The organism is Streptomyces sp. NPDC004721, from assembly GCF_053601495.1.
In genome coordinates, this window is sequence record NZ_JBSGBZ010000006.1 from 187,348 (window position 1) to 198,939 (window position 11,592).

Sequence of the window (11,592 nt, forward strand, 5' to 3'; positions counted from 1 at the left end):
GCGTCTGGTCAGGAGTGGTTCTCGGCGTGGTGTAGAGGACCGAACCGGGTCAAGCCGCCGGAGACCGGTGCGGGACCGAGATCGTCGTCGTCCTGATGGCGCAGGACCCAGTCGTCGAGGTCGAGGGCCGTTTCCCGCGGTTCCCTGGCCATGTAGGCGCGCAGGCAACTCGTCTCGCCGGTCTCGGCGGGACCGGTTCCCTCGGAGCGGAGCAGTTCCTCCCGGAAGACGGTCTCGGCCATGGCGAAGCGGGCCCGGGCGGCTTGCGGAGACACGCCCAGGGTGTCGCCGATGAGCTGCCAGTCGGCGCCACCCATGCGCTCGAACACAGCGGCGGTCTCGAAGAACCGCCGTGCGGCCGCGAGCACTCGGGCGGCGTCGGCCAGTACGGCACCCGGCGAACGGGTGGTCCCGTCGGTGTTCAGCTCGTGCGCGCCGATGGGAACCGCGGCCCGCGCGAGGTCGGCCAGTGCGCAGGCGTCGTAGGCCATCAGCAGCCTCGCTCGCGTCGCATCCGTGTACGGCACGGCGGCTCTCGTGTCGCCGTCGCTCATGTCGGTCAGCCTCGGCTCCCCACGATCGGGGATGGTCATCGCAGCCTCCCCCATGCGGTCAGCCGCGCAGGAAATCGCGCAGGAAATACAGGACGGTCATGATGGCGGCGGTGGTGAGGATGACGCCGCGCAGCAGCCGGGCGGGCAGACGGCGGGCCAAGTGGGCGCCGGCGAAGCCGCCGACCACCGTCCCGGCCACGGTGACGGTGAGGACAAGCGGAGCACTCAGTGCGTCCGAGGCCACGAGGAACAGCACGGTCGCGCCGAGATAGACGGCCGCGAGCTGCACGATCCTCATCGGGTTGCTGTCCGCGGCGTCGAGTCCGAGGCCGATGCTCCACAGAGCCAGCATCATGATGCCTACGGCACCGCCGAAGTAACCGCCGTACACGGAGAGGAGGAACTGTCCGATCAGGACGGCTCGGGAACTCATGCCGGCCGAGCTTCCCCGCACAGTGCTCACCACCCGGGAGATGTGGCGTCCAAAGGCGAGGACGACCGTGGCCAGGGCGAGCAGCCACGGCACCGCGGCGTCGAACGACGAGGCCGGCAGTGCCAGCAGGAGACCGGCACCGACCGCGCCACCGGCCACGCTGATCGCTGTCAGCGTCTTGGTCGACGTCGCCCCGACCGGGGTGAGTTCGCCCTGGTAGACCCATGCACTGGCCACGGCACCCGGTACGAGGGCGACCCGCGACAACGCGTTCGCCGTCACGGGCGGCAGGCCGAGCGCCACCAGAGCGGGCAGCGCCACGAACGTGCCCCCACCACCCATGGCGTTCAGCACTCCCGCGGCGGCACCGGCGAGCAGTACGGGAATCAACTCCAACACCCGCCGAGCATCGCCGCGCGACCGGTGCGTCCACAATGCGTAATCGGCGCAGCCGGCCTAAGCCTGGGCCTTAGGCTGAGCCTAAGGCTGAGCTTTAGGCTGGGACCGTGCGCTATGACCTGGACGACCTGCGGCTCTTTCTTCACATCGTGACGGAGGGGTCGATCACGGCGGGCGCCGAGCGGATGCACCTGAGCCTTCCTTCGGCCAGCGCCAGGGTGCGCTCGCTGGAGCACCACGCCGGCGTGGCCTTGCTGATCCGCGGGCGACGGGGCGTACGGCCCACGCCGGCGGGGACGACGCTGGCACGCCACGCACGCGACGTCCTGGACCAGACCGCGCGGCTCGAAAGCGCCGTCGCCAGCTACACCCGGTCGCCGACCGCTCCGCTGACCCTGTTGGCGGGCGGATCCGCGATGCATCGGCTTGTTCCCCAGGCCCTGGTCTCGTTCCTCCGCGCGCACCCGGACGTCGACGTCACGGTGTGCGAGAGCCGCACTCCGCAAACCGTGCGCATGCTCGCCGACGGCGAGGCGGACCTGGGGGTCGTCGTCGACGACGAGGCACGCGACTGCGGCCTGCGCATGGAGCCGCTCGGCGACGACTCCCTCGTGGTGATCGGCCAGGCCGGAGGAATCATCGCCGGCCGGGCCTCGCTGACGTACAGCGAGGTCGCCGAGCACCCGCTCGTCGGGCTCGACGCCGGCTCCTCGCTGCGCCGCTGGATCGAGAAGCACCTCGGACCGCACGCCCCGGTGGCGCGCTACCGGACCACCGTCGCCGACCTCGGCGTCCTCGTCGCGCTGGCTGCCGCGGGCGTCGGGCTCGCCGTCGTACCGCGCCGCGCCATCGACCCCGACCAGCCACTGACCGTGTGCGAACTGCAGGATCCCTGGGCCCGCCGCCACCATCTGCTGGCCTGGGGCGTCAAGGACCGCGCCTCGTCGACGGCCACCGCGGCGCTCGCCGAACACCTGCGCAACGCGGCACTGTCCGAGGGACACACCGGTGGTTTCGGTCAGTAACTGACCAACCGCAACCGACCGCACTCGGAGCCAGGAGGTCGATGGCCCTCACCCGGCCTCTGTGGCGGGAGGCGGTCTCGGACCACCTGGTGCAAGCTGCGAGAGGAGGCAGCACGTCGCCGGTCACGGCGGGAGGCGGCGGTGGATGCGATCCGGGAAGGGCGGTGATGAGCGTGAGCGATCCTGAGAGCGGACCCGTGAGGGCTGCGGATCAGAGCGACACGTTGCCGGGCGCCGACGCCGAAGCGCCGTTGTCGGGATGCGCGGCTCTGGTGACCGGTGCGTCCAGCGGCATCGGTGCGGCTACCGCCTGGCAACTGGCCCGGCAGGGCGCGGCTGTGGCGGTCGTCGCCCGGCGCACGGGGCGGCTGGAGGAACTGGCCACGAGCATCCGTGACCAGGGCGGCTCGTGCGCCGTTCTCACCGCTGACCTGGGCGATCCGGCACAGGCACGTCAGGCCGTCGAAGACGCCGTCGATCGCCTCGCGCGGTTGGACGTGCTGGTGAACAACGCCGGCTACGTGGCCATGGGTCCCGTCGAGGAGGGTGACCCGGCGGAGTGGCAGCGGATGGTCGACCTCAACCTCAACGCCGTTCTGCAGATGTCACGGTCGGCGCTGCCGCATCTGCTGCGGGCGGCGGCGGACGGGCCGCGCGGGACCGCCGATCTCGTGAACGTCAGCTCGGTCGCGGGCAGGGTGGCGCGAAGGAACAACGCCGTGTACTCGGCGACGAAGCACGCGGTGTGCGCGTTCAGCGAGGCCATGCGCCAGGAAGTGACCGGACGGGGCGTACGGGTGGGGCTGGTCGAACCGGGCCTGACCATGACCGAGATGGCGACCGGCGGCGGGCGCCTCGCCGCCCGTGACATGCCGGAGGATGCCTGGCTGCGTGCCGAGGACATCGCCCGCGCCATCACGTTCATGATCACTCAGCCCGCGCACGCCGCGATCAACGAGATCATGGTGCGCCCGACGGCCCAGGAGCACTGATCGCCCGCGCGGCGAATGTCGGTGCCGGCGCCGTCTCGACGGCCGCACGTCGCATCGTTCACCTGCGCGTCCCCTCCATACGGGGCACAGCGAGTCCGGCGCATCAGCCGCTACCGCACGAGCAAGCCGCCGCGGTTAACCTGGCGGCGTGGAGGCAATCCTGGTCAGTTCGTGTCTGCGCGGGGTGCCGTGCCGGTTCGACGGGCGTCACAAGGTGTCCTCGGAGGTCGAGGAAGCAGTGGCCCGCCGCGAAGTCGTCTCCTTCTGCCCGGAGGTCGCGGGCGGGCTCGTGACCCCGCGGCGGCCTGCGGAGCTGGTGGGCGGCGACGGGCACGACGTGCTCGACGGGACGGCTCGGGTCGTCGACGACACCGGACGAGACGTGACGGCAGAATTCGTGGACGGAGCACGACGCGCCCTCGCGGCGGCGCGGAGCGCAGGCTGCACCGAGGCGCTGTTGATGCCGCGCAGTCCGTCGTGCGGACGCGGTGTGGTCTACGACGGGTCGTTCGCCGGAGAGTTGGTGCCGGGCGACGGGGTCACGGCGGCGCTGCTCGAGCGGAACGGGATCGCCGTGCGACCGGCACCAGGAGTGTGAAGTCTCCTGAGAGACGTATTCCGGCTTCAGATGTAGCGGTCGAAAGATCGGCACCGATGGGGAGGGCCGGGGCAACTCGGCCCTCCCCATCGGTTGTTCCGCCGGCGCCGTGCCCGGAAGGCGCGTCGGGGCGTGCGTCAGGGGTGCCCGCCGGGGAACGTCAGGAGCGCACCTTCTCCGGCTCGGTGGTCGGCTTGGGGCTGGGCGCTCCGGGGACCGGCAGCGGGCCGCTGCGCAGCAGCGCGCCGCTGATGACGGCGCCCAAGGCGAAGATGCCGGCGCACCACCAGAACACCCGGGTGTAGCCGTGGATCGTCGCCAGGTGGAGCAGCGCCTGCCCCGGCCTCCCCTGGGCGTGGCCGGTCAGGTAGTCGGTGGTGGCGCCGGCCGCGATCGTGTTGAGCAGCGCGGTGCCGATGGCGCCGCCGAGTTGCTGGCCGGTGTTGATGGCGGCCGAGGCGATGCCCGCGTCCTGCGGCAGTACCCCGGAGGTGCCGGTGCGCAGCACGGCGGCGAAGATCATGCCCATGCCGAGCCCGATCACCATGATCGGCCCGAGGAGCGTCGAGGCATAGTGGGAGTCCGGCCCGATCCGGGTCAGCCAGGCCATACCGCCCGCGTTGATCAGCATGCCCGCGGAGACCAGCGGCCGCGGACCGAAGAGCGGCATCAGCCGGATGTTTCCCACGGTGCTCGCCACTGCCGTGACGGCCACCATCGGCAGCAGGGCGAGACCCGACTTGATCGCCGAGTACCCCAGGTCGGTCTGCATGTAGTAGATGAGGAACAGCAGCACGCCGAACATGCCGGCGCCGATGACCAGTGCGGCGAGATAGGAGCCGCCGCGGTTGCGGTCGAGCACCACCCGCGGGGGCAGCAGCGGGTAGCGGGCGCGGCGCTGCCAGAAGGAGAACAGGACCACCAGCACACCGACGGCCACGAGGAAGCCCCAGGTCGAGGGGGTGTGCCAGCTGTGCGTCGCCGCGTTGGAGAAGCCGTAGACCAGGCAGAGCATGCCGCCGGACACCACGACCACGCCGGGGACGTCCATCCGGGCGCCCGTGCGCGGCTGCCGGGTGAGCAGCGAGGAGCCGACGATCAGTGAGAAGGCGGCGAAGACCAGGTTGACGTACATGCACCAGCGCCAGTTCAGGGCGGAGGTCAGCGCGCCGCCGATGAGCAGGCCCAGGCCGCCGCCGCTGGCCGCGACCGCACTGAAGACGCCGAACGCCTTGCCGCGCTCCTTGGGGTCGGTGAACGTGGTGGCCAGCAGCGACAGGGTGGTGGGCGCCAGCAGCGCGGCGAAGATGCCCTGGCAGGCGCGGGCGGCCACCAGCATGCCGAAGCTGTTGGCGGCGCCGCCGACCGCGGAGGCGGCCGCGAAGCCGGCCAGGCCGGCGATGAACGTCTCCTTGCGCCCGATGAGGTCGGCCAGTCGGCCGCTGAACAGCAGCAGGCTGCCGTAGCTCAGCGCGTACGCCGTCACGACCCACTGCTTGTCCGCGTCCGAGAAGTGCAGCGAGGTCTGCGCCGACGGCAGCGCCAGGTTCATCACTGTGGCGTCGAGGGTCAGCATGAGGTAGGCGGTGCAGATGACGGCGAGGACCATCCACCGCCGTGAGTCCCCGGCCGCCGGCACGGCGCTGGGTGTGGACATGAGGTGTCTCCTACTCGCATGGGGAGGAATTCAGGCTCAGTCCGTATGACAGGCCGCGGCTGCCGGATGTGACGGGCCGTCCGCCATGGCCCGGACAGCGCCGTCGGCGACGAACTCCCGCACGGCCACCTGGCAACTGTCCGCGGCGGCACCCGAGCGGCTGACCCGCCGCGGGGGCGGGCCGCTGTGGACCGCCCCCTCCCCGCGGCCGGGCGACGTGCCGCGGCGGTTCAGCACAAGACGATGTCGAGGCCGGTGAGGTCGGCCCGTACGTCGATGCCGGTGATCAGGTTGTCGGCGACGCCGAAGCAGTACACGGCCCGCGGCACGCCGTCCGGGGCGTAGGCCAGTGCGGCGGAGCCGTCGACGAGGGCGGGCACCGGGTCCCAGGAGAGCTTGGCGAAGGCGCGGGCGACGGCGTCGGAGCCGCGGATCTCCGCTGCCGCGTGCCTCCCCGTGGCTGCGCCCATCCGCACGACCGTCCGGTCGGAGCGGAGCGCGATGTCCGGGGCGAGCATGGCCAGCAGCGCCTCGAAGTCGCCCTCGCGGGAAGCGGTGAGGAAAGCGTGGATGAGATCGGCCTTGCCGGCCTGGTGGGTGTCGGCGCTCCCGTCCTGTGCCGGCCCGGCCTTCGGGCCTGCGCCCGTTGCGCCCGGGTCGACGCCCTGCCGCTGGAAGCGGCGGCGGGCCCGGCTGGCCAGTTGGCGGGCAGCGGCCGGAGTACGGTCCACGATCGGCGCGATCTCCTCGAAGGGCACCGCGAACATGTCGTGCAGCACGAACGCCAGCCGCTGTGCGGGCGTGAGCGTGTCGAGGATGAGGAGCATGGCGGTGCCGACCGACTCGGCGAGCAGCGCCTCCCGTTCCGGGTCGACCGGTGTGTCCAGGTGGGGCGAGCCGCCGGTCTCGGGGGCGTCCACCAGTTCCTCGCGGCGTGACTTGCGGGACTGGAGCATGTTCAGCGACACGCGGGCCACGATGGTGGTCAGCCAGCCGCTCATGTTCTCCACCGCGGCGGCGTCCGAGCGGCTGGCCCGGAGCCAGGTCTCCTGGACGGCGTCGTCCGCCTCGGCCGACGAGCCGAGCATCCGGTACGCCACCGCGCGCAGGCGGGGGCGGTCGGTCTCGAATCGCGCGGCCAGCCAATCGTGTTCGTGCATCGGGTCACACTCTCCCCACGGGTGCCTCGGTTGTCCGGCGGGCCGGAGCCCACCCATGTGACGCCCGAGGACCGGAAACTGTGACGTGCCCGAGACGGCCGCGCTCGCCCGGCGGTATGAGCGTGCGTCAGCTCCGCTCCCGTCCGGGTGCCTGATCGGATCGGATCGCAGCGGTCGGGTGCGGCCGGAGTGCTTCTGCCAGGGTTGACGTCGAAAGGGGGCCTCGTGATCTCGGCACTGAACCAACTTGTCGATCTTGTGGAGGAGCACCTCGCCGAGGAGCTCGACGTGGACGGGCTGGCCAGGACACGCGGCACGACCGAGTACCACCTGCGCCGGATGTTCTCGTCGTTGGCCGGCATGCCGCTGTCGGAGTACGTGCGCCGGCGCCGTATGACCGTCGCCGCCGCCGACGTCGTCCGGGGCGAGGACGATCTGCTGAGCATCGCCGTCCGGCACGGATACGGCTCGACCGAGGCGTTCGGACGCGCCTTCCGGGCGGTCCACGGCGCCGCCCCCCGTGACGTGCGCCGCGAAGGAGGCCCCCTGCGCACTCAACCGCAACTCAGGTTCCGCCTGACCGTCGAAGGGACCATCCCCATGGACACCCGACTCGTCGACCACCCCGCGTTCCGGCTGGTCGGACACGCCGCCCGCGTTCCGCTCATCCACCAGGGCGTCAACCCGCACATCCAGCAGCACATCACCGCACTGCCGCCGCAGGAGCATCTCCGGCTGAAGGCCCTCAGTGAGACCGAGCCGGGGGGCCTGCTCCAAGTCTGCGACGACCTCGCCCCCGACAGCGCGGAGGGCAGCGAACTGACCTACCTGCACGGGGTCGCCGTCTCCCGGGACACGCCGGCCCCCGACGATCTCGACGCCATCGAGGTACCGGCCGGCATGTGGGCGATCTTCCGCAGCTCCGGACCGTATCCGCAGACGCTCCAGACGACCTGGGCCGCGACCGCGACGGATTGGTTTCCGTCCAACCCGTGGCGTCTGCGGCCAGGTCCCTCGATCGTCACGGTCCTGGAGCGCGCGGACGACTTCAGCACGGCGACCTGCGAGCTGTGGCTGCCCGTCGAACCGGGCTGACGGAGCTCTCCCTTTAGTACGGGCGGCGGCCGCACCATGGAGTGGTACGTCCAGTCGACAGTGGTCCTCACTGCCCCGTGACGTACTTGACGGTCGGTCCGGTGGTCCAGCCGCCGTCCACCGCCAGCTCCGCGCCCGTGACGTAGGACGCGGCGTCCGAGAGGAGAAACACCACGGCGCCCGCGATCTCGGACGGCTCGCCGACGCGGCCCATGGGCGTGTTCGGGTACTTGCCCTCACCCAGCTCGATACCGACGGATGCGGTCATCGGGGTGTAGGTCATGCCGGGGTGCACCGAGTTCACCCGGATTCGGGCCGTGCCGAGTTCCACCGCGCCGATCTTCGTCAGTCCCCGCACGCCCCACTTGGAGGCGCCGTAACCGGCCGTCAGCGCGAGGCCCATCAGGCCCGCGGCGGAGGAGATGTTGACGATCGAACCGCTACCGCTCTCCTTCATCGCGGGGATCACGGTCTTCATGCCGATGAAGACACCGGTGAGGTTGATGTCGAGCACCTTGCGGAAGTGCTCCACGGACTCGGCCTCGAGAAGCTGGCCGGTCGAGATTCCGGCGTTGTTGACAAGGCCGTGTATCCCGCCGAACTCGGCGACCGTGAAGTCGGCGACCCGCTGCCAGTCCTCCTCAGAGGTGACGTCGTGGTGCAGGAAGCGGGCGCTGGCACCGAGTTCCGCGGCGGTGGCCTTGCCTTCGTCGTCCAGCACATCGGTGATCACCACATTGGCTCCGGCCGCGATCGCCTGACGGGCCGCTTCGGCCCCGAGGCCGCGGGCTCCGCCGGTGATGATCACGCTCTTGCCGGTCAGGTCGTTCATGATGCGCTCCTTCGTTGTCGTCATCCATGCGGTGTGGGCGTCGGTGAACGGGGCCGCGGCGGAAGGCGCCGCGGCCTCCGTGAGATCGGCGGCGGACGGCGCCGTCCTCGGGTGCCGCAACCGTCCGTCCTCGGTCGCGGCCCGAGCCGCCGCCGGGGCCTGTCTCAGAAGTGGGTGCCGCCGTCGATGCGGACCTCGGTGCCGGTGATGAAGCTGCCGTCGTCGGAGCCGAGCAGCGCGACCACGGACGCCACCGTCTCCGGGCCGGCGAAACCTTGACCGAGCGCGGGGGAAAGCTTCATGAACAGGCTCATGTCGGCGTCCTCGGGCAGCCCCGGTCCCGCGCTCTGCTTGCTGGCGCCGCTGCCGTCGGTCATGCCGGAGGAGATGGAACCGGGCTGGACGGCGGTGAAGCGGATGCCCTGCTTCGCGTACTCGCTGGCCAGCGCGTGCGTCATGGACTGGATGCCGCCCTTGCTCGCCGCATACGCGGCCATGTAGGGGTGCGCGAACATCGCGGAGGTCGAACTGAAGTTGACGACCGCCGCACCCCGGCCCTCCAGCAGCGCCGGGATGGACTCGCGGATCATGAGGAAGGTGCCGACGAGGTTGACCTGGAGGATGCGGGTGAAGTCCTCGAGGCTCGTCTCGTGGGTGTGCGAGGAGCGCAGGATCCCGGCCGCGTTGACCAGCACGTCCAGACCGCCCAGCGCGGTGACGGCGGCGGCGACCCCGGCGCGTACCGAGGCCTCGTCGGATATGTCGATGACGAGCGTCGTGAGGCGGTCCGCGTGGGCGCCGGCCTTCTCGGCGGTGTCGTTCAGACCCCGCTCGCTGACGTCCGCGGCCACGACGGAGCCACCCTCCGCGAGGATGCGCAGCACCGTGGCCTGGCCGATGCCCGAGCCACCACCGGTGATCAGGACTCGACGGCCTTCGTAGCGGTTCATCTGTTTCTCCAAACCGGCCCTGCGGGTGTCCGGCCAGGGCCCTGTGACGCCGGCTCTCTCTCGCCTTCGGCGTCCTCGATCGACCTACACGTTACGCCTGGGTGGCACGTTTTGCCACTACGTCAATACGTGCCAAAAACGTGCCGCGGGCCGTATCCTTGTGCGGTGAGCACTCATGCCTCCCCCTCCTTGACCGAGCGCCGCAAGGCCGCTACGCAGCTCGAGATCGCGCACGCGGCGATGGAGCTGTTCGCCACGCGAGGCCCTCAGGGCACGACGGCCGAGGAGATCGCTCGGCGCGCGGGGATCGCGCTGCGGACCTTCTACCGGTATTTCCGCTCCAAGGAGGACGCCGTGACCCCGCTGCTCGCGATCGGCGGCGACCGCTGGCGGGCGCTCCTGGAGGCCACGGAGCCGGGGACGCCACTCCCCCGGGCGCTGAAGTCCGCCGTCGAGCAGGTGCTGCTCCCGCCGGACGAGGAGGCCGCCCGGTCGATGCTGCGCACGCGTGGGCTCCTGCGGGCCGCGGCCGAGGACCCCGCGCTGCGGGCGGTCTGGTACCGGGTCAACCAGGAATCCGAGGAGCGGCTCGTCCCGGTGATCGCCCGGCTCTCGGGCGGGCACGTCGAGGACCTGGAGGTACGGCTCACCGCGGCCGCCGCCACCGACGCGATCCGGATCGCCCTGGAGACATGGGCGGGCTCGGAGGCCGGAGTCGAGGGACCCGGCTCCCCCGCCGACCTCGCGGTCCGGTGCCTGCGTCGATTCGGCTACACGGCAGGATCGTTGGGGTCCGGTGACGAGGACGCTCAATAGCGAGTCCGTGCCTGGCCGGCGGTGAGGCCTCGGCAACCGCGACCGCCGCGGCACTCGTGCCCCGGTCGTGAACAAGGCCACGACCGCAAGCCCCGGCGCGGCGCGTAAAGGAAGCGTTCAGGGACTCGGTGGCACGGTCTGGCCTCATGCCCTACGAAGCCTGCGAAACCACTGCGGCACCGGCGGTCGGCCTCGGCCACCGGATGCGCTGGAACAAGGTGCCCGAAGTCACCGTCTACTTCTGGATCATCAAGGTGCTGTGCACGACGGTCGGCGAGACCGCGGCGGACCTGCTGAACGAGAAGGCCGGCCTCGGCCTGACCGGTGTATCGGTTCTGATGAGCGCCCTGCTGGCCGTGGTGCTGGTGGTGCAGTTCCGCACCCGCGCCTACCGCGCCGGCGTGTACTGGCTCGCCGTGGCCCTGATCAGCGTCGTCGGCACGCTGATCAGCGACAACCTCACCGACAACATGGGAGTGCCGCTGGAGACGAGCACCACGGTGTTCGCCGTCGCGCTCGCGGTCGTGTTCGCCGTCTGGTACCGACGTGAGCGGACCCTGTCCATCCACCACGTCGACACCCCGAGCCGTGAGTCCTTCTACTGGCTGGCCGTGCTCTTCACCTTCGCCCTCGGCACCTCCGCCGGCGACCTCGTCTCGGAGCGGATGGATCTCGGCTACTGGCTCTCCGCAGTGCTGTTCGCCCTCGCGATCGCCGCGGTCGCCGTGGCTCACTTCGCGCTCGGCCTGAACGCCGTGTGGAGTTTCTGGATCGCTTACATCCTGACCCGTCCGCTGGGTGCCTCGATCGGCGACTACCTCTCCCAGCCGAGCGCGGACGGCGGTCTCGGACTCGGCACCGTCGTGACCAGTGCGCTCTTCCTGCTGGTCATCCTCGGTCTGGTGGTCTACCTGTCGGCGACGCGCAGGGACGTGATCGAGCCGGACGGAAATGCGCGACAGACGACCACCTGAAAGCGACATAGTGGGGCGTTCAGGTTGTTTTCATGATGTTCCTGCCATCGTGGGGTGCCGGCGGTTTCCTCGCGGTCGGCTCACCCTGACAAGGCGCTCGTCCCTGC

General features: G+C 70.8%; 12 protein-coding genes. 6 read left to right on the forward strand and 6 right to left on the reverse strand.

Translation table 11 applies throughout. The features are described from left to right. Positions 1-8: 8 nt before the first annotated feature. Both ACWEK3_RS07540 and ACWEK3_RS07545 read right to left on the reverse strand, forming a co-directional pair. Entirely contained in the window at positions 9-593 is a 585-nt protein-coding gene (locus ACWEK3_RS07540; protein WP_453249165.1) for a hypothetical protein, read from the reverse strand. 19 nt (positions 594-612) lie between these two features. Further along, positions 613-1,386 carry a sulfite exporter TauE/SafE family protein gene (locus ACWEK3_RS07545; protein WP_453249166.1) on the reverse strand — a complete coding sequence of 258 codons (774 nt, stop codon included), beginning with the start codon at positions 1,384-1,386 and terminating at the stop codon, positions 613-615. Positions 1,387-1,493: 107 nt separating this feature from the next. Between ACWEK3_RS07545 and ACWEK3_RS07550 the strand changes: the two genes are divergently transcribed. From ACWEK3_RS07550 to ACWEK3_RS07560, 3 genes are all read left to right on the forward strand, one after another. Then, complete coding sequence (locus ACWEK3_RS07550) at positions 1,494-2,411, forward strand: LysR family transcriptional regulator (protein ID WP_390876058.1); 918 nt, start codon at positions 1,494-1,496, stop codon at positions 2,409-2,411. A 197-nt stretch (positions 2,412-2,608) separates the two neighbouring features. After that, the gene (locus ACWEK3_RS07555; RefSeq protein ID WP_450541484.1) at positions 2,609-3,403 is read left to right on the forward strand and encodes an SDR family oxidoreductase; all 795 of its coding nucleotides are present in this window, start codon (positions 2,609-2,611) and stop codon (positions 3,401-3,403) included. Positions 3,404-3,551: 148 nt separating this feature from the next. Further along, entirely contained in the window at positions 3,552-4,001 is a 450-nt protein-coding gene (locus ACWEK3_RS07560) for a DUF523 domain-containing protein (protein ID WP_453249167.1), read from the forward strand. A gap of 160 nt (positions 4,002-4,161) precedes the next feature. Here the strand turns inward: ACWEK3_RS07560 and ACWEK3_RS07565 are convergent, their stop codons facing one another. Together ACWEK3_RS07565 and ACWEK3_RS07570 are read right to left on the reverse strand one after the other, a co-directional pair. Continuing rightward, positions 4,162-5,658 (reverse strand): MFS transporter, encoded by a 1,497-nt coding sequence (locus tag ACWEK3_RS07565; RefSeq protein WP_453249168.1) that lies wholly within the window; start codon positions 5,656-5,658, stop codon positions 4,162-4,164. A 230-nt stretch (positions 5,659-5,888) separates the two neighbouring features. Next, positions 5,889-6,818 (reverse strand): sigma-70 family RNA polymerase sigma factor, encoded by a 930-nt coding sequence (locus ACWEK3_RS07570; protein WP_453249169.1) that lies wholly within the window; start codon positions 6,816-6,818, stop codon positions 5,889-5,891. A 225-nt stretch (positions 6,819-7,043) separates the two neighbouring features. On the opposite strand from ACWEK3_RS07570, the gene ACWEK3_RS07575 reads away from it, so the two are divergent. After that, positions 7,044-7,913, forward strand: a complete 870-nt coding sequence (locus ACWEK3_RS07575; protein WP_450541478.1) for an AraC family transcriptional regulator — start codon at positions 7,044-7,046, stop codon at positions 7,911-7,913. A gap of 67 nt (positions 7,914-7,980) precedes the next feature. Here ACWEK3_RS07575 and ACWEK3_RS07580 read toward each other — a convergent pair whose 3' ends face one another. Beyond that, the gene (locus tag ACWEK3_RS07580; protein ID WP_453249170.1) at positions 7,981-8,745 is read right to left on the reverse strand and encodes a glucose 1-dehydrogenase; all 765 of its coding nucleotides are present in this window, start codon (positions 8,743-8,745) and stop codon (positions 7,981-7,983) included. 164 nt (positions 8,746-8,909) lie between these two features. Further along, positions 8,910-9,695 carry an SDR family NAD(P)-dependent oxidoreductase gene (locus ACWEK3_RS07585; protein WP_453249171.1) on the reverse strand — a complete coding sequence of 262 codons (786 nt, stop codon included), beginning with the start codon at positions 9,693-9,695 and terminating at the stop codon, positions 8,910-8,912. Positions 9,696-9,860: 165 nt separating this feature from the next. Between ACWEK3_RS07585 and ACWEK3_RS07590 the strand changes: the two genes are divergently transcribed. Together ACWEK3_RS07590 and ACWEK3_RS07595 are read left to right on the forward strand one after the other, a co-directional pair. Continuing rightward, entirely contained in the window at positions 9,861-10,511 is a 651-nt protein-coding gene (locus ACWEK3_RS07590; protein WP_453249172.1) for a TetR family transcriptional regulator, read from the forward strand. 146 nt (positions 10,512-10,657) lie between these two features. Continuing rightward, entirely contained in the window at positions 10,658-11,485 is an 828-nt protein-coding gene (locus ACWEK3_RS07595; protein ID WP_450541471.1) for a COG4705 family protein, read from the forward strand. Positions 11,486-11,592: the final 107 nt, after the last annotated feature.